Below are 17218 nucleotides of genomic sequence, written 5' to 3' on the forward strand. Positions count from 1 at the left end.
GACACCCATGTCTTCCATGTCTTCTACGGTGAGGGCTCCCATGGCTCCCCTGTTCACGACCGTGCTCGTCGCCAACCGGGGCGAGATCGCGGTCCGCGTCATCCGCACCCTGCGCCGGCTGGGCATCCGCTCGGTCGCCGTCTTCAGCGACGCCGACGCCGACGCCCGCCACGTCCGGGAGGCGGACACGGCGGTGCGCATCGGCCCCGCCGCGGCGTCCGAGAGCTATCTGCGCCCCGAGCGACTCGTCGAGGCGGCGCTGCGCACCGGCGCCCAGGCCGTCCACCCGGGCTACGGCTTCCTCGCCGAGAACGCGGCGTTCGCCCACGCCTGCGCCGAGGCCGGCCTGGTCTTCATCGGCCCGCCCGCCGAGGCGATCTCCCTGATGGGCGACAAGATCCGCGCCAAGGAGACCGTGCAGGTGGCCGGGGTCCCGGTCGTGCCGGGCTCCTCGGGCAGCGGCCTGACGGACGGCCAACTCGCCGACGCGGCACGGGAGATCGGCATGCCGGTGCTCCTCAAGCCGAGCGCGGGCGGCGGCGGCAAGGGCATGCGCCTGGTCCGCGACGAGGCGCTGATCGGCGACGAGATCGCGGCCGCCCGCCGCGAGGCCCGCGCCTCGTTCGGCGACGACACGCTACTCGTCGAGCGGTGGATCGACCGGCCGCGCCACATCGAGATCCAGGTCCTGGCCGACGGCCACGGCCATGTGATCCACCTCGGCGAGCGCGAGTGCTCGCTCCAGCGCCGCCACCAGAAGATCATCGAGGAGGCGCCCAGCGTTCTGCTCGACGAGGCGACCCGCGCCGCGATGGGCGAGGCGGCCGTCCAGGCGGCCCGCTCGTGCGGCTACTCGGGCGCGGGCACGGTCGAGTTCATCGTGCCGGGCAACGACCCCGCCTCGTACTACTTCATGGAGATGAACACCCGCCTCCAGGTCGAGCACCCGGTGACCGAGCTGATCACCGGCGTGGACCTGGTGGAGTGGCAGCTGAGGGTCGCGGCGGGCGAGCAACTCCCGTACGAGCAGAAGGACATCACCCTCACCGGCCACGCCATCGAGGCCCGCATCTGCGCCGAGGACCCCGCACGCGGCTTCCTGCCCTCCGGCGGTACGGTCCTGAGCCTGCGCGAGCCGCAGGGCGACGGCATCCGTACGGACTCGGGGCTGAGCGAGGGCACCGAGGTCGGCAGCCTGTACGACCCGATGCTGTCCAAGGTGATCGCGTACGGGCCCGACCGCGCGACCGCCCTGCGCAAGCTGCGCGCGGCGCTCGCCGACACGGTGACGCTCGGCGTGCCCACGAACGCCGGGTTCCTGCGCCGCCTCCTGGCCCACCCCGCCGTGGTGGCAGGCGAGTTGGACACGGGCCTGGTGGAGCGCGAGGCGGATTCGCTCGTCCCGGACGGCGTGCCGGACGAGGTGTACACGGCGGCCGCGGCCGTCCGGCTCGACGCACTGCGGCCCGCCCCGGCCGAGGGCTGGACCGACCCGTTCTCGGTGCCGAGCGGGTGGCGGATGGGCGGCGAACCCGCCCCGCTCGCCCACTGGTTGAGGGTGCCCGGCAACGAGCCGGTACGCGCCTGCGGGTCCGGCCGGGTCGAGCGGGACCGGGTCACCGTCGAGCTCGACGGCGTCACCCACACCTTCCACCGGGCCGGCGCCTGGCTCGGCCGGGACGGCGACAGCTGGCACGTCGCCGACCACGACCCCGTCGAGGCCGCCCTGACCGGCAAGGCGCACGGCGGCGCCGACACGCTGGCCGCGCCCATGCCGGGCACGGTCACCGTCGTCAAGGTGGCGGTCGGCGACGAAGTCGACGCCGGGCAGAGCCTGCTGGTGGTCGAGGCGATGAAGATGGAGCACGTCATCTCCGCCCCGCACGCGGGCACGGTCACCGAACTCGACGTCACCCCGGGCTCGACGGTGGCCATGGACCAGGTCCTGGCCGTCGTCACGCCCGCCGCGCAGGAGACGGCCCGGGAAACCCCCGAGGAGAAGACCTCATGACGCTCCCCATGGTCGTCCCGGCGCAGGACCTCCCGGCCCGTGTCCGCATCCACGAGGTGGGGGCGCGCGACGGGCTGCAGAACGAGAAGTCGGTCGTGCCGACCGAGGTCAAGGCGGAGTTCGTGCACCGCCTGGCCGCGGCGGGCCTGACCACCGTCGAGGCGACGAGCTTCGTACACCCCAAGTGGGTGCCCCAACTCGCCGACGCGGAGCAGCTGTTCCCCATGCTCGGCGACCTGTCGGACGTGGCGCTCCCCGTCCTCGTGCCGAACGAGCGGGGTCTGGACCGGGCCCTCGCCCTCGGCGCGCACCGGATCGCGGTGTTCGCCAGCGCCACCGAGTCCTTCGCCAAGGCCAACCTGAACCGCACCGTCGACGAGTCGCTCGCCATGTTCGAGCCGGTCGTCGCCCGCGCCAAGGCCGACCGGGCCCATGTGCGGGGCTATCTGTCGATGTGCTTCGGCGACCCGTGGGAAGGCGCGGTGCCCGTGCAGCAGGTGGTCCGCGTCGCCAAGGCCCTGATGGACATGGGCTGCGACGAGCTGAGCCTGGGCGACACCATCGGCGTGGCCACCCCCGCGCACGTGCAGACCCTGCTCGCCGAGCTCAACGAGGAGGGCGTGCCCACCAGCGCCATCGGGGTGCACTTCCACGACACCTACGGCCAGGCCCTGTCCAACACGCTCGCCGCCCTCCAGCACGGCGTGAGCACCGTCGACGCCTCGGCCGGCGGCCTCGGCGGCTGCCCCTACGCCAAGTCCGCCACCGGAAACCTCGCCACCGAAGACCTCGTGTGGATGCTCCAGGGCCTCGGTATCGACACCGGGGTCGACCTCGGCCTGCTCACCGCCACCAGCGTGTGGATGGCCGACCAGCTGGGCCGCCCCAGCCCCTCCCGCACCGTACGTGCCCTCTCCCACCAGGAGTCGTAGCCATGCCCCTCGACCACCGCCTCACCCCCGAGCACGAGGAACTCCGACGTACCGTCGAGGAGTTCGCCCACGACGTCGTCGCCCCGAAGATCGGCGACTTCTACGAGCGCCACGAGTTCCCGTACGAGATCATCCGCGAGATGGGCCGCATGGGCCTGTTCGGGCTTCCCTTCCCCGAGGAGTACGGGGGCATGGGCGGCGACTACCTCGCGCTCGGCATCGCCCTGGAGGAGCTGGCCCGCGTCGACTCGTCGGTGGCCATCACCCTGGAGGCGGGCGTCTCGCTGGGCGCGATGCCGATCTTCCGGTTCGGTACGGAGGAGCAGAAGCGCGCGTGGCTGCCGAAGCTCTGCTCGGGCGAGATGCTGGGCGCGTTCGGCCTGACCGAGCCGGACTGCGGCTCGGACGCGGGCGGCACCCGCACCACCGCGGTGCGCGACGGCGACGAGTGGGTCATCAACGGCTCGAAGTGCTTCATCACCAACTCCGGTACGGACATCACGGGCCTGGTCACCGTCACCGCGGTCACCGGCCGCAAGGAGGACGGCCGCCCGCTGATCTCCTCGATCATCGTCCCGTCGGGCACCCCGGGCTTCACGGTCGCGGCCCCGTACTCGAAGGTCGGCTGGAACGCCTCCGACACCCGTGAGCTGGCCTTCTCGGACGTACGCGTCCCGGTGGCGAACCTGCTCGGCGAGGAGGGCCGCGGGTACGCCCAGTTCCTGCGCATCCTGGACGAGGGCCGCATCGCGATCTCGGCGCTCGCGACGGGCCTGGCCCAGGGCTGTGTCGACGAGTCGGTGAAGTACGCGAAGGAGCGGCACGCCTTCGGCCGGCCGATCGGCGACAACCAGGCCATCCAGTTCAAGATCGCCGACATGGAGCTGCGGGCCCACATGGCGCGGGTCGGCTGGCGCGACGCCGCGTCCCGTCTGGTGCACGGCGAGCCGTTCAAGAAGGAGGCGGCGCTCGCGAAGCTGTACTCCTCGACGGTGGCGGTCGACAACGCCCGCGAGGGCACGCAGATCTTCGGCGGGTACGGCTTCATGAACGAGTACCCGGTGGCCCGCATGTGGCGCGACTCCAAGATCCTGGAGATCGGCGAGGGCACGAGCGAGGTGCAGCGGATGCTGATCGCCCGTGAACTGGGGCTGCCTTCCTGACCTTTGCGGCCCGGTCCTCGAAGGGCCTGCCCCTGCGCCCCGGGTCCCCCGAAGGAGTGGTGACGCTCGCGTCGTCACCGCCCTCGGGTTCCCGGGGCCGCACCCTGTCAGGGTGAACCCCCCGAACTGCCCCAGCTGCGCGAGCCGTCCCCCGCTGTGGAAGGACACCTCGGCCACGGCGCCGGGCGCCGCCGACCGCTGGCACTGGCACTGCGTGGCGTGTCTGCGGACGTACGAGCCGAGCCCCTCGCACAAGGTGCGGTTCACGTACGCGCCGCTGGCCCGGCAGGCCTCGCTGCTCGGGCGGTAGCACCGAGGGCGTAACCAAATCGATCGACAGCGCAGAGTCCTCCCGGCACAGTCGGCGCATGAACCCCCACACCGCCTGGTGGCCGCTGTACGGCCTCCGCATACACACCCCCCGCCTCGAACTGCGCCTGCCCGACATGGAGTTGCTGCCCGATCTCGCCCGGGCGGCGGCGGACGGAGTGCACGCACCGGACCGCATGCCCTTCACCTTCCCCTGGACCGACGGCTCCCCCACCGACCGAGGCCGCGCCGTCTACCAGCACGTACTCGCCACCATCGCGAACTGGTCCGCCGGCGACTGGACGCTGAGCCTCGCCGTGCTGCACGAGGGCGAGGTGGTCGGCCGCCAGGACCTGATGGCGAGCTCCTTCGCGGTGACCCGCGAGGTCGAGACGGGCTCCTGGCTGGGCCTTGCCCATCAGGGCCGGGGCATCGGCACCGAAATGCGGGCGGCCGCCCTGCACTTGGCGTTCGCCGGGCTCGGCGCCCGCGCCGCGGTCTCGGCCGCGATGACCGACAACCCGCGCTCCCTCGGCGTCTCGCGCCGCCTCGGCTACCGGGACAACGGCCTCGACACCGCCGTCGCACGGGACCGTCCGGTCACCCTGCAAAGGCTCCGCCTGGAGCGCGCGGAGTGGGAGCGCCGTCGCACCGTGGACGTACGTGTGGTGGGGCTCGACGCGTGCCGGTCGGAGTTCGGCGTGTAGTTCGGCGACCTGGACGGCCGCTCGGCGGGCCACTCCGAACCGGCCACTGGACGGAAGGTGAGGTTAGGCTAACCTGGCTTCGCACCAGCCCGTGGCCGGTTCCCGGCACGTACGTATGAAAGCGGACCCCGTCATGCCCTTCGCCCGAGCGTCCCTGCCCACCCGCCGCGGCCTGCTGGCCATGGGCGGCGCGATCGGCATCGGTACCGCGCTGACCGCGTGCGGGGGCGGTGACAAGAAGAGCGGCTCGGCGGACGGCGGGACGACGGCCAAGTCCGGCCCCTGGTCGTTCAAGGACGACCGCGGCCAGAGCGCCGAGACCAAGTCCCTGCCGAAGAACGTCGTCGCCTTCACCGGCACCGCGGCCGCCCTGTTGGACTACGGGATCCAGGTCAAGGGCGTCTTCGGACCGACCAGGACGAAGGACGGCAAGGCCGATGTGCAGGCCGGCGACCTCGACATCACCAAGGTCGAGATCATCGGCAACACCTACGGCGAGTTCAGCGTCGAGAAGTACGCGGCGCTCCAGCCGGACGTGCTGATCACGGACATGTGGCAGAAGGACGTCCTCTGGTACGTGCCGGACAACAGCAAGGACAAGATCCTCAAGCTGGCCCCGAGCGTGGCCCTGTGGGCGGCCGACCAGAGCATGCCCGCGGCCCTTCAGCGTCGCGTGGACCTCGCCAAGTCCCTGGGCGCCGACGTGAACGCGAAGAAGGTCACCGACGCGAAGGCCGCCTTCGAGAAGGCCTCCGCCCGGCTGCGCGCCGCAGCGAAGGCCAACCCCGGGATCCGGGTGCTGCTCGGCTCGGCGAGCCCGGACCTGTTCTACGTCTCCGAGGCCAAGCGCAGCTGCGACACCCGGTACTTCCAGGAGCTGGGCGTCGGGTTCGTCACCCCGAAAGTCGACTCGCAGGGCTTCTTCGAGTCGCTCAGCTGGGAGAACGTCGCCAAGTACCCGGCGGACCTGATCCTCATGGACAACCGCACCGGCACGCTTCAGCCGGGCGACCTCGCCGGCAAGCCGACCTGGGGGCAGCTGCCCGCGGTCAAGGCCGGCCAGGTCCTGCCGCGCCTGACCGAGCCGATCTACTCCTACGCGCGCGTCGCCCCCATCGTCGACGCGCTCGCCCAGGCCATCGAGAAGGCGAAGAAGGTCGCCTGACCTCTGATCGCCGGAGGGACGAATCCAGCCCCTCCGGCGATCGAGGAGCGGTCCTCGGGCAGAGCCCCGGGAACCGCCGTCCGCACCCGAACCGCGCCCCCGGAGGGTCTGGGGAAGGGGCGGGCGGGGGATCAAACCGCCGTCAGACCCACGGCACCACGGGCGACCGGTAGAAGTTGATCCCCAGCGCCGTCATCCGCGGCCCCTGCTGCGCGAGCCGGGTCTTGTACGACGCCCAGTCGTGCGTGGCCGCCGGTGACCACCCGATCTCCGCGATCCCCTGCAGCCGCGGGAACGCCATGTACTCGATCTGGGAGGAATTCGTCAGCGTCTCCGACCAGATCGGCGCCTCGACACCCAGCACGGCCTTCGCCGGCACCCCCGCGATGAAGGTGTCCGGATCCCACGCGTAGGACTTGTCGACGTCGACGTACCCGGCCCAACTGGTGCCGAGCGGGGACTTCGCGTCGTACTTCATGTCGAGGTAGGCGTGGTTGGCGGGCGACATGACGAGCCTCGTGCCGGCCTGCGCCGCCGCGGCGACGTCCGTCTCGTTGCCGAGCGTGCCCCAGTACTGGGCGACGGCCCCCTCCACCGGGGTGGCCCCGGCGATCTGGTGCCAGGCCATCACGGTCTTGCCGTACTTGCCGACGACCGGCTGGGCCTTGTCCATGAAGCTGACGTAGTCGGCGTGCGAGGTGGAGTGCGCCTCGTCGCCGCCGATGTGGACGTACCGCCCGGGCGTGAGCGCTGCGACCTCGCGCACCACGTCGTCGAGGAACTTGTACGTCACGTCCTTGGGCACGCACAGCGAGCTGAAGCCGACGTTGGTGCCGGTGTACAGCGGGGGCGCGACGCCGTTGCAGTTGAGCTCGGCGTAGGAGGCGAGGGCCGCGTTGGTGTGTCCCGGGGTGTCGATCTCGGGGACGACCTCCAGATAGCGGGAGGAGGCGTAGGCGATGATCGCCTGGTAGTCGGCCTTGGTGTAGTAGCCGCCCTTGCCGCCGCCGACCTGCGTCTGGCCGCCGTACGTGGCGAGCCTGGGCCAGGAGTCGACGGCGATGCGCCAGCCCTGGTCGTCGCTGAGGTGCAGATGCAGCTCGTTGATCTTGTAGAGGGCGAGCTGGTCGATGTACCGCTTGACCTGGTCGACGGTGAAGAAGTGCCGCGACACATCGATCATCGCGCCCCGGTAGGCATAGCGCGGGGAGTCGGTGATCGTGCCGCCCGCGACCTTCCAGGGGCCGGTCTGCTTCGTCCGCTTCTCCACGGCCGCGGGCAGCAGCTGCCGCAGCGTCTGGACGCCGTGGAAGAGCCCGGCGGGTTTGTTGGCGGTGACGGTGAGCGAGCCGCCGCCCGAGGCGAGCCGGTAGCCCTCGTCGCCGAGGCCCTGGTCACCGGCGCCGAGCAGCAGCCGGATCCCGTCGCTGCCCGCCGCGCTGGTGACCGGCAGCTTGTACCCGGTGGAGGGGCGGAGGACGCCCGCCAGGTAGTCGCCGATGCGCTGGGCGTCGGGCGAGCCCGGGGCGACTCTGATCCTGGTGGCCGAGCCGATGGTGTACGCGGTGCCGCCGGCGGATACGGAGGCGGGGGCGGGCACGATCTGGCCGAGCGGGTGGGGCGCACCCGCCGCCGCGGGGGCCGCCGAGGCCCCGATGCCGGCGAACCCGGCGGCCGCCACGAGGATCAGGGAGCCGAGGAGCCGGGCGAATGTCCTGCGCTGTCTCTGTCTCACAAGCGGTTCCCTTCCAAGGGGTCGCGCAACTGTGGGGGCCGAGCAACCGAACACTTCCCATGGGACCGGGGATCCCACCCGGGGTCAAGGTGAAGAGCGGCACCGCAGGGAGTACCGGAACCGCCCGATGTCCGCAAGTCGATCATCACGGCGGAGGTCGGTGAAACAATCCCCGCATGGCGGAAATCATCCAGAAGGACGGCACCTGGGTCTTCGACGGCGAAACGCTGCGGATCGTGCCGGGCAGCGACAAGTCGGTCGGCCTGCTCCAGCGGACGCTCGGGGAGATAGCGGTGCCGCTGCGGGCGGTGGCGGGCATCGCGTACGAACCGGGGCGCAAGACGGGGCGGCTCAGGCTGCGGCTGCGGGACGGGGCGGATCCGCTGCTCCAGGTCACCGGCGGAAAGCTGCCGGACTCCGCGGACCCGTACGCCCTGACCGTGGAGACCCGGACGGCGGCCGTGGCCGAATACATGGTGGACGAGGTGCGCAACGCCCTGCTGCTCGACGAGGTGCCGGACGGGCCCGTCGACAGCTATCTCCTGCCGGGGCCCTCGCTGCCGATGACGGTGGGCGCGGGCGATGCGACGGTCACCTTCGACGGGCGCACCGTGCACCTGGAGTGGACCTGGCACACCGACGACAGAAAGACGGCGGCCGGGCCGGTCACCCTGCCCCTCGACGAGCTGACGGGGGTCTCCTGGCAGCCCGCGCGCGGCCTGAGCGACGGCTATCTGCGCTTCGTCACCAGCCCGAACGCCCCGCGGCTCGACCCCAAGCACGACCCGATGGCGGTCGAGCTCAACGGCTTCAAGAAGGATCCGCTGATGGCGCTGCTCGCCTCGGCGGTGGTGGTGCGGATGCCGCACCCGAACGCCCCGCACCGGGAACCGGCACCCGCCGCCCCCAAGTCCCTGGAAGCCGCGCCCGCCGAGGACCACGACGTACTGCTGCGCCGCCTGCGCGAGCTCGGGGAGCTGCACCAGAGCGGCATTCTGACGGCCGACGAGTTCACGGCCGCCAAGCAGGCGGTCCTCAAGCGCCTGTGAGGCCCAGGCGGTGACCGGGAACGACCCCTTCTGGTCCAGACCAGACGCGTGATCATGTGAATCCTGCCCGGAATCGGGCAGGATTCTTGCGTATGACCCCGCCAGCCCGCAATATCGACGGGTGCTCGAACGCCGCAACCCGTCGTCCCACGACGACCTCGTAGATCATCTGGTGCGCAGCACCGCGCTCCAGCGCGGTGAAGCGGCCCGGGTGGTGCTCGAGGTGCTGGCGTACTTCGACGAGACGTGCGAGGAATTCGTCCGTCGGCGCCACCGTGAACTGCAGTCCGGGGGCGCCGTGAACGCGGAGATCTTCGAGCGGATCGCGGCAGAGCTGCCGCACCGCGCCGTGGCGCCACCGGAGCTCTCGCTCCGGCAGCTGCGCCGCATCGTCTACGGCTGAGCAGGCTTCGCGGCACCGCGGAAACTTTTGTACATCGCTTGTACATCGATGGAGGGGCAGAGACTTTATGTGCGGAATCGTCGGTTATATCGGTAAGCGTGATGTGGCTCCGCTGCTGCTGGAAGGCCTGCAGCGACTGGAGTACCGGGGTTACGACTCCGCGGGCATGGTCGTCAACACCCCCAAGTCCGGGGCCCTGAAGATGGTCAAGGCCAAGGGCCGCGTCCGCGACCTGGAGGCCCGCGTCCCCAAGCGCTTCGCCGGCACCACGGGCATCGCCCACACCCGCTGGGCCACCCACGGCGCCCCCTCCGACGTGAACTCCCACCCGCACCTCGACCCCGAGAACAAGGTCGCGGTCGTCCACAACGGCATCGTCGACAACGCCGCCGAGCTGCGCGCCAAGCTGGAGGCCGAGGGCGTCGTCTTCGCCTCCGAGACCGACACCGAGGTCATCACGCACCTGATCGCCCGCTCCCTGGCCGACTCCCTGGAGGAGAAGGTCCGCGAGGCGCTCAAGGTCATCGAGGGCACCTACGGCATCGCCGTGATGCACGCCGACTTCGCCGACCGCATCGTGGTCGCCCGCAACGGCTCCCCGGTCATCCTCGGCATTGGCGAGAAGGAGATGCTCGTCGCCTCCGACGTCGCCGCGCTGATCGCCCATACCCGCCAGGTCGTCACCCTCAACGACGGCGAGATGGCGACCCTGAAGGCCGACGACTTCCGGACGTACACGACCTCGGGCACGCTCACCAACACCACCCCCGAGACCGTCGAGTGGGAGGCCGCCTCCTACGACATGGGCGGCCACGACACGTACATGCACAAGGAGATGAGCGAGCAGGCCGAGGCCGTCGACCGGGTCCTGCGCGGCCGCATCGACGACCGGTTCTCGACCGTTCACCTCGGTGGCCTGAACCTGGACGCCCGCGAGGCGCGCGGCGTGCGCCGCATCAAGATCCTCGGCTGCGGCACCTCGTACCACGCGGGTCTGATCGGCGCCGGCCTCATCGAGGAGCTCGCCCGCATCCCCGCGGACGCCGAGCCGGCCTCCGAGTTCCGCTACCGCAACCCGGTCGTGGACCCCGACACCCTGTACATCGCGGTCTCGCAGTCCGGTGAGACGTACGACGTGCTCGCGGCGGTGCAGGAGCTCAAGCGCAAGGGCGCCCGCGTGCTCGGCGTCGTGAACGTCGTCGGCTCGGCGATCGCCCGCGAGGCGGACGGCGGCACCTACGTGCACGCCGGGCCCGAGGTCTGCGTCGTCTCCACCAAGTGCTTCACCAACACGGTCGTCGCGTTCGCGCTGCTCGCGCTGCACCTCGGCCGGATCCGCGACCTGTCGGTGGCCGACGGCAAGCGGATCATCGAGGGCCTGCGCAAGCTGCCCGGCCAGATCGAGGAGATCCTGGCCATGGAGCCGGAGATCGAGAAGCTGGCCAAGGAGTACGCGGGCGCCCAGTCGATGATGTTCATCGGGCGTGTGCGCGGCTACCCGGTCGCCCTGGAGGCCTCCCTGAAGCTCAAGGAGATCTCCTACATCCACGCCGAGGCCTACCCCGCCTCCGAGCTGAAGCACGGCCCGCTCGCGCTGATCGAGCCCGCGCTGCCGACGGTCGCCATCGTCCCCAACGACGACCTCCTGGAGAAGAACCGCGCCGCCCTGGAGGAGATCAAGGCCCGCAGCGGCCGCATCCTCGCGGTCGCGCACCAGAACCAGGAGAAGGCCGACCACACCATCGTCGTGCCGAAGAACGAGAACGAGCTGGACCCGATCCTCATGGGCATCCCGCTCCAGCTCTTCGCGTACCACACGGCGCTGGCGATGGGCCGCGACATCGACAAGCCGCGCAACCTGGCCAAGTCGGTCACGGTCGAGTAGTCCCTGCGCACAGAAAAGGGCGACCCCCGTCCCACCGGGCGGGGGTCGCCCTTCTGCGTGCCGGTGCTGCCCAGGCACCGGCCTGCGGCTGCCGTTCAGCCGGTGGCCGTCACCCCCCGGCCGGCAGCGCGTCGGGGCAGGGCGGTGGGCCATTTGGCGAGCGAGGCCGTCGCCCCGTACCAGGCCGCGGCGCCCGCGACCGTGGCCACCCAGCCGGCCACCTTGCCGAGCGAGGAGCTGTCGGCGAACTGGCCGATGGCCATGAGCACCAGGGCGAGGAAGAGCAGTCCGTACGTGCCCTGCCGGAAGAGGCCGGCGCCCGCCGAACCCGCCGCCAGGCTCAGCGCCAGGAGTGCGAAGAGGACCAGGAAGAGGCCGGCCGCGTTGGCCGAGAACTTGGTGTTCGCGCCCGCGGCCCAGGTGAACCAGAAGGCGCCCAGGCCGGCGAAGGCGGTGCCGGTGAACGCGTCCTGATCGCGGAAGGCGAGGACGCCGAGGACGAACAGGCCGATGCCGCCGACGTAGGTCGCGATCGATACCGAGTCGGCCACCGTCACGCCGTCGATCACGCGGGTGTTGCCGAGGCCGAAGGCCAGCAGAGTGAGTCCGAGTGCGAGGTGACCGAGAGTGGAGGTGGTGCTTCCCGCGGGAACTTCGTTGTCCACGGCGGGCTCCCTTCATGTGCAGTTGTGCTGCTTCCCAGCGACCTTTATCTACCCTTCACAAGGGCACAATCCACCCCTACGCATCGGTAGATTCGCCTGCACACAAAGGAAGTTGACGCTTCATCAGCGAAACATCACGCCGGTCTCAACTGGGACAACGCCCGATTACGGGATGACGACGACGGGGCGCTGCGCACGCCGCGCGAGGCGGCCGGCGACCGAGCCGAAGATCCGCCCGACGAGGCCGTGGGTGGAGCCGACGACGATCGCGTCCGCCGCGTACTCGCGCCCGACCTCTTCCAGTTCGTGGCAGATGTCGCCGCCGCGCTCGACCAGGATCCAGGGGACCTCGGCGAGATAGTCGGCGCAGGCGAGTTCGAGTCCGAGCACCTCGGTGCGGTGGTCGGGGACATCGACGAAGACCGGCGGCTCGCAGCCCGCCCACACCGTGGTGGGCAGCCGGTTGGCGACATGGACGATGATCAGCCCTGAGCCGGACCGCTTGGCCATGCCGATGGCGTAGGCGAGAGCCCGTTCACTGGACGTCGAGCCGTCGAAGCCGACGACGACGCCGTGCCGGAATGCGGGATCGCAGGAGTGTCGTGGTTCTGTCGCCGCCTGGAGGTCCGACGTGGGGTCGGCTACCTGCTTGCGGTCCGCGGGTTCGGAGAATTCGTGACCGGCCATGGGTGTCTCGGCGAAGGAGGTCCTCAGTCGGGGGACAGCGGGGACAAGTGAGCAACAACGATTCGGCGGCGGAGCTGTGTCCGGGAATCATCTTCCCAACCCCATACCCCCAAGGGTACGGCGACACTCCTCTCCTGCCCAGAGCCGCCGAACCTACTCGGCGTTCCCCGGAGCATGCACGAGGCGGCCCCGGATGGCAATGCCCGGTGCCCTTTACAGCGGTCCCGCGCGGCCGGTCTCCGCCGCCGCACCGATGATCTTTCAGTTACTGGACCGACCGCTTCCGCGTTAGAGGCGTGATCTCGCCCGACCCCGATCAGGAAGCACCCCCTCGTGCCCGCTCCCCCGGCCGTCCACCACTCCGCCGCCGCCCGGCCCGGCCCCCGTCACCGCCCGCCCGGAGTATCGTCCGCGGCTGAATCCGTACGTACCAACCGGTCCGTGAACACCGAACCACTCTGGGCGGCCGCCCGCCCCCCGGCCGACCCGGCGGGGGACGTCGTCCGCTGGGCCGCCTTCAGCTGTGTGCTCGTCCCCGTGGTGCTCATCGTCTACGGGTCCTCGTTCGCAGGGGCGGCCGGCTCCGCCATCGGCCTGACGGCCGTGACCGCGGCGTGCCGGCTGCTGCTCCGCCAGTCCGAGCGGGCGGCCGCCGAGGAACGGGCGCGGCCGCCGGTTCCGCCGTCCGGACGGCACGCCCGACCGGCTCCGGCGCCGCATCGCGGTGGGCGTCACCGAGGGGGATGTACACCCGTGGGGTGAGTCGTTCGCACACCAGGACCCGTATGTTTTCGGCCAACTTCCCCCGGTGGCGGATTCCCTGGCCCAATGGCCTGCCAACCCCCTTGCCACCAGGGAGGAAAGGACCATTGCGGCCTCTGGCACCATACGGGTACGGGCCATCCCCATGAGGCGCACTTCCCCTGCGGGGCTCACGGATGAAACGCTTCGTGATCGAAAGCTTCGCGCCAAGTTGCCTTGTCGACATAGCGCTGGGTGCCGGACTTGTCACGCCGGCGCCACGGGACGCAGTAGATTCGATCATGCGTATCGAAGGCTGGGGACTCGTGCAAAACCGAGGGGAAAAGTGCAGGAGCGACAAGCCCGACAAGAACGGGGAGCCGCGAACACCGAGGGGGGCTTAGCGCCATGAGCCAGGACTCCGCTGCCGCATCACCGGAGACCGCAAGGAAGCTGGCCGGCCGCCGACGCCGGGAAGTCGTCGCAGTACTGCTGTTCAGTGGCGGCCCCATCTTCGAAAGTTCCATTCCGCTCTCCGTGTTCGGAATCGACCGTCAGGACGCGGGAGTTCCGCGTTACAGGCTGCTGGTGTGTGCCGGTGAGGAAGGACCCCTGCGGACCACAGGGGGACTCGAACTCACCGCGCCCTACGGTCTGGAAGCAATCAGCAGAGCGGGAACAGTGGTGGTGCCCGCGTGGCGTTCCATCACCTCGCCGCCCCCGGCAGCCGCGCTGGAAGCGCTGCGCCGGGCACACGAGGAAGGGGCAAGGATCGTCGGGCTGTGCACCGGCGCGTTCGTGCTCGCCGCGGCCGGTCTTCTGGACGGCCGCCCGGCGACGACGCACTGGATGTACGCGCCGACGCTGGCCAAACGCTATCCATCAGTACATGTGGACCCGAGGGAGCTCTTCGTCGACGACGGGGACGTCCTCACCTCGGCCGGAACCGCGGCCGGAATCGATCTCTGTCTCCACATCGTGCGGACGGACCACGGCAGTGAGGCGGCCGGCGCGCTGGCCCGCAGGCTGGTCGTGCCGCCGCGCCGCAGCGGCGGACAGGAGCGCTATCTCGACAGGTCTTTACCTGAGGAGATCGGCTCCGACCCGCTGGCCGAGGTCGTCGCCTGGGCGCTGGAGCACCTCCACGAGCAGTTCGACGTGGAGACCCTGGCCGCGCGGGCATACATGAGCCGCCGCACCTTCGACCGTCGTTTCCGCTCGCTGACCGGATCGGCCCCCCTCCAGTGGCTGATCACCCAGCGGGTCCTGCAGGCCCAGCGCCTGCTGGAGACGTCCGACTACTCCGTGGACGAGGTGGCGGGCCGCTGCGGCTTCCGCTCCCCGGTCGCGCTGCGCGGGCACTTCCGCCGCCAGCTCGGCTCGTCCCCGGCGTCCTACCGGGCGGCCTACCGGGCTCGGCGGCCTCAGCCGGAACCCAGCGCGGGCCCGGTCTCGGTGCCCATGCCGGCTCCGGTGCCGGAAACCGTTCCGCCCCAGGCGCTCCCCCAGGCCCGGCGGACGGCGGCGGCCAGCGCGGTACTGGGGCCGGGTGCGACCTCGCACACGGCGGAGCCGGGAAAGCCCAGCTCCGATCTGTACGCCTCCGGCTACACCGGTGGCCGTCCGAGTCTGCCCGGTCAGCGGAGCGCCCCGTAGGGTAAGACACATGAACGACCGCATGGTGTGGATCGACTGCGAGATGACCGGGCTCTCGCTGACGGACGACGCACTCATCGAGGTGGCCGCACTGGTCACCGACTCGGAGCTGAACGTACTCGGCGAAGGGGTGGACATCGTGATCCGTCCCCCGGACGCCGCGCTGGAGACCATGCCGGAGGTGGTGCGCACCATGCACACCGCCTCCGGGCTCCTCGACGAGCTGGCCGGCGGCACCACGCTGGCCGACGCCGAGGAGCAGGTCCTCGCGTACGTACGTGAGCACGTCAAGGAGCCGGGCAAGGCGCCGCTGTGCGGAAACTCGGTCGGCACCGACCGCGGGTTCCTGCTGCGGGACATGCCGAAGCTGGAGTCGCACCTCCACTACCGGATCGTGGACGTCTCCTCCGTGAAGGAGCTCGCCCGCCGCTGGTACCCGCGGGCGTACTTCAACAGCCCGGACAAGAACGGGAACCACCGGGCGCTCGCGGACATCCGTGAATCCATCGCGGAGCTCCGCTACTACCGGGAGGCGGTCTTCGTGCCGCAGCCCGGCCCGGACTCGGACACCGCGAAGGCCATCGCGGCGAAGTACGTCCTGCCTGCGGAGTAGCCCTTCGCAGGGGGTCCGGGAGGGGACCTCGAAACATGTGCGCGAGCACCCTCCCGGACCCTGTACACTTTTTCTCGGCCGGTAGGGAAGCCCCCAGGGACTTCCCAAGACCACAACAGTCCGGTCATGCATGGTGGGTATAGCTCAGCTGGTAGAGCACCTGGTTGTGGTCCAGGATGTCGCGGGTTCGAGTCCCGTTACTCACCCTGATGGAAGAAGGCCCGGGCCGCGCAAGCGGTTCGGGCCTTCTGCATGTTCCGGCCCCCTTCTCCGGGTTGCGGCCCTTCGACACGTCCGTGTTCGACACCTCTTTTACGAGGAGGCCCGTACGACGAGTTCCGTGGGCAGGACCAGGCTCGGGCGGGCCGGTTCGGTGGCGGTGATCTCGGCGAGGAGCAGCTCGGCCATCGCGCGGCCCATCTCCTCTATCGGCTGGCGCACGCTGGTCAGCGGCGGGTCCATGTGGCGGGCTATCGCCGAGTCGTCGAAGCCGACCAGGGCTGTGTCGTCGGGGATGCGGCGGCCGTCCTCGCGCAGGACCTGGCGGGCGCCGGAGGCCATCACGTCGGACGCGGCGAAGACGGCGTCGAGGTGCGGGGCGCGCTCCAGGAGCTCGGCCATCGCGCGGCGGCCGCCCTCCTCGGTGAAGTCGCCGTGCGCGGTCAGTTCCTCCAGGCCCGCCTCCGCCAGGGCCGCCCGGTAGCCGTCGAGGCGGCGGCGGGCGCCGTACACGTCGAGCGGTCCGGTGATCGTCGCTATGGAGCGCCGGCCGCGGGCGACGAGGTGGGCGACGGCGGCGCGGGCGCCCTCGTAGTTGTCGGAGTCGACCGAGGCGAGCGGCTCGTCCTCGCGGCGGCGGCCGCTGATGACGACGGGGATGCCGAGCTGTTCGAGCAGCTCGGGCAGCGGGTCGTCGGCGTGCACGGAGACGAGCAGGACACCGTCGACGCGGTGCGAGGCGAGGTACTGGGCGAGCCGGCGCCGCTCGCGGTCGCCGCCGACCAGGGTGAGCAGGAGCTGCATCTCGGTGTCGGCAAGCGCCGCGCCCACCCCGCGCACGATGTCGGAGAAGTACGGCTCGGCGAAGAAGCGGGCCTCGGGCTCGGGGACGACCAGGGCTATGGCGTCGGTACGGTTGGCGGCAAGGGCGCGGGCGGCCCGGTTGGGTACGTAGCCGAGTTCGGCGACGGCGGCTTCGACGGCGGCCCGGGTCTCGTCGCTGACCCGGGGCGAGCCGTTGATGACCCGGGACACGGTGCCGCGGCCGACTCCGGCCCTGGCCGCCACTTCTTCGAGCGTGGGCCGTCCGGCGCCGCGCCCCCTAGCGGTGCGGGCTGCTGTCACGTCTGCCTCCCCAACTCGCGCAACTCCGGTGAAAGTAACAGCCCCGGCCGGGCGGGGAACGTCATCCTCTGCCATTGCGCGGTCCCTTGACAGTCCACCAGGGAGCCGCAACCCTTCAACACATCACGGCTGGGAGCGCTCCCACACTAGTAG

At 70.8% G+C, this 17218-nt stretch carries 16 protein-coding genes and 1 tRNA gene; 13 read left to right on the forward strand and 4 right to left on the reverse strand.

Features of this window, described 5'->3' with window-relative positions; translation table 11 throughout:
- Positions 1–40 precede the first annotated feature (40 nt).
- The 6 genes from IE206_RS32195 (at position 41) to IE206_RS32220 (ending at position 6287) form a co-directional block, all read left to right on the forward strand.
- Entirely contained in the window at positions 41–2011 is a 1971-nt protein-coding gene (locus IE206_RS32195; protein ID WP_189968402.1) for an ATP-binding protein, read from the forward strand.
- On the forward strand, positions 2008–2943 hold the full coding sequence (locus IE206_RS32200) for a hydroxymethylglutaryl-CoA lyase (protein WP_189968404.1): 936 nt from the start codon (positions 2008–2010) through the stop codon (positions 2941–2943). The genes IE206_RS32195 and IE206_RS32200 overlap by 4 nt, the downstream gene beginning before the upstream one ends.
- 2 nt (positions 2944–2945) lie before the next feature.
- Complete coding sequence (locus IE206_RS32205; protein ID WP_189968406.1) at positions 2946–4106, forward strand: acyl-CoA dehydrogenase family protein; 1161 nt, start codon at positions 2946–2948, stop codon at positions 4104–4106.
- Positions 4107–4218: 112 nt separating this feature from the next.
- On the forward strand, positions 4219–4416 hold the full coding sequence (locus IE206_RS32210; RefSeq protein WP_189968408.1) for a hypothetical protein: 198 nt from the start codon (positions 4219–4221) through the stop codon (positions 4414–4416).
- A gap of 58 nt (positions 4417–4474) precedes the next feature.
- The gene (locus IE206_RS32215; RefSeq protein WP_189968410.1) at positions 4475–5122 is read left to right on the forward strand and encodes a GNAT family N-acetyltransferase; all 648 of its coding nucleotides are present in this window, start codon (positions 4475–4477) and stop codon (positions 5120–5122) included.
- A gap of 133 nt (positions 5123–5255) precedes the next feature.
- Complete coding sequence (locus tag IE206_RS32220) at positions 5256–6287, forward strand: ABC transporter substrate-binding protein (RefSeq protein ID WP_189968412.1); 1032 nt, start codon at positions 5256–5258, stop codon at positions 6285–6287.
- 142 nt (positions 6288–6429) lie between these two features.
- On the opposite strand, the gene IE206_RS32225 is transcribed toward IE206_RS32220, so the two are convergent.
- Entirely contained in the window at positions 6430–8022 is a 1593-nt protein-coding gene (locus IE206_RS32225) for a beta-N-acetylhexosaminidase (protein WP_189968414.1), read from the reverse strand.
- 176 nt (positions 8023–8198) lie between these two features.
- Between IE206_RS32225 and IE206_RS32230 the strand changes: the two genes are divergently transcribed.
- The 3 genes from IE206_RS32230 to glmS all read left to right on the forward strand — a co-directional run bounded on the left by IE206_RS32230 (position 8199) and on the right by glmS (position 11359).
- Positions 8199–9071 (forward strand): DUF4429 domain-containing protein, encoded by an 873-nt coding sequence (locus IE206_RS32230; RefSeq protein WP_189968416.1) that lies wholly within the window; start codon positions 8199–8201, stop codon positions 9069–9071.
- Between the two features lie 121 nt (positions 9072–9192).
- Positions 9193–9474: a hypothetical protein gene (locus IE206_RS32235; RefSeq protein ID WP_053723696.1), complete on the forward strand. Its 282-nt coding sequence runs from the start codon at positions 9193–9195 to the stop codon at positions 9472–9474.
- 67 nt (positions 9475–9541) lie between these two features.
- Positions 9542–11359, forward strand: coding sequence for a glutamine--fructose-6-phosphate transaminase (isomerizing) (gene glmS / locus IE206_RS32240; RefSeq protein WP_189968418.1), 1818 nt, complete (start codon positions 9542–9544; stop codon positions 11357–11359).
- Between the two features lie 95 nt (positions 11360–11454).
- Here the strand turns inward: glmS and IE206_RS32245 are convergent, their stop codons facing one another.
- On the reverse strand, positions 11455–12024 hold the full coding sequence (locus tag IE206_RS32245) for a GPR1/FUN34/YaaH family transporter (protein WP_189968420.1): 570 nt from the start codon (positions 12022–12024) through the stop codon (positions 11455–11457).
- Between the two features lie 165 nt (positions 12025–12189).
- Positions 12190–12711, reverse strand: coding sequence for a universal stress protein (locus tag IE206_RS32250; RefSeq protein WP_114036721.1), 522 nt, complete (start codon positions 12709–12711; stop codon positions 12190–12192).
- Positions 12712–13152: 441 nt separating this feature from the next.
- On the opposite strand from IE206_RS32250, the gene IE206_RS32255 reads away from it, so the two are divergent.
- The 4 genes from IE206_RS32255 (at position 13153) to IE206_RS32270 (ending at position 15927) form a co-directional block, all read left to right on the forward strand.
- Complete coding sequence (locus IE206_RS32255) at positions 13153–13473, forward strand: hypothetical protein (protein ID WP_189968422.1); 321 nt, start codon at positions 13153–13155, stop codon at positions 13471–13473.
- Between the two features lie 387 nt (positions 13474–13860).
- Entirely contained in the window at positions 13861–15108 is a 1248-nt protein-coding gene (locus tag IE206_RS32260; RefSeq protein WP_189968424.1) for a helix-turn-helix domain-containing protein, read from the forward strand.
- Between the two features lie 10 nt (positions 15109–15118).
- Positions 15119–15721, forward strand: a complete 603-nt coding sequence (orn, locus tag IE206_RS32265) for an oligoribonuclease (RefSeq protein WP_189968426.1) — start codon at positions 15119–15121, stop codon at positions 15719–15721.
- Positions 15722–15854: 133 nt separating this feature from the next.
- Positions 15855–15927, forward strand: a tRNA-His gene (locus IE206_RS32270).
- A gap of 106 nt (positions 15928–16033) precedes the next feature.
- Here the strand turns inward: IE206_RS32270 and IE206_RS32275 are convergent.
- Positions 16034–17065: a LacI family DNA-binding transcriptional regulator gene (locus IE206_RS32275; RefSeq protein WP_226598929.1), complete on the reverse strand. Its 1032-nt coding sequence runs from the start codon at positions 17063–17065 to the stop codon at positions 16034–16036.
- Positions 17066–17218: the final 153 nt, after the last annotated feature.

Source organism: Streptomyces violascens (assembly GCF_014649955.1).
GTDB lineage: Bacteria > Actinomycetota > Actinomycetes > Streptomycetales > Streptomycetaceae > Streptomyces > Streptomyces violascens.

Bases quoted from the DNA above. Each gene is read 5' to 3' on its own strand.
- IE206_RS32195 (WP_189968402.1), top strand. From the start codon at position 41: ATGGCTCCCCTGTTCACGACCGTGCTCGTCGCCAACCGGGGCGAGATC.
- IE206_RS32200 (WP_189968404.1), top strand. From the start codon at position 2,008: ATGACGCTCCCCATGGTCGTCCCGGCGCAGGACCTCCCGGCCCGTGTC.
- IE206_RS32205 (WP_189968406.1), top strand. From the start codon at position 2,946: ATGCCCCTCGACCACCGCCTCACCCCCGAGCACGAGGAACTCCGACGT.
- IE206_RS32215 (WP_189968410.1), top strand. From the start codon at position 4,475: ATGAACCCCCACACCGCCTGGTGGCCGCTGTACGGCCTCCGCATACAC.
- IE206_RS32220 (WP_189968412.1), top strand. From the start codon at position 5,256: ATGCCCTTCGCCCGAGCGTCCCTGCCCACCCGCCGCGGCCTGCTGGCC.
- IE206_RS32230 (WP_189968416.1), top strand. From the start codon at position 8,199: ATGGCGGAAATCATCCAGAAGGACGGCACCTGGGTCTTCGACGGCGAA.
- glmS (WP_189968418.1), top strand. From the start codon at position 9,542: ATGTGCGGAATCGTCGGTTATATCGGTAAGCGTGATGTGGCTCCGCTG.
- IE206_RS32250 (WP_114036721.1), bottom strand. From the start codon at position 12,711: ATGGCCGGTCACGAATTCTCCGAACCCGCGGACCGCAAGCAGGTAGCC.
- IE206_RS32260 (WP_189968424.1), top strand. From the start codon at position 13,861: ATGAGCCAGGACTCCGCTGCCGCATCACCGGAGACCGCAAGGAAGCTG.
- orn (WP_189968426.1), top strand. From the start codon at position 15,119: ATGAACGACCGCATGGTGTGGATCGACTGCGAGATGACCGGGCTCTCG.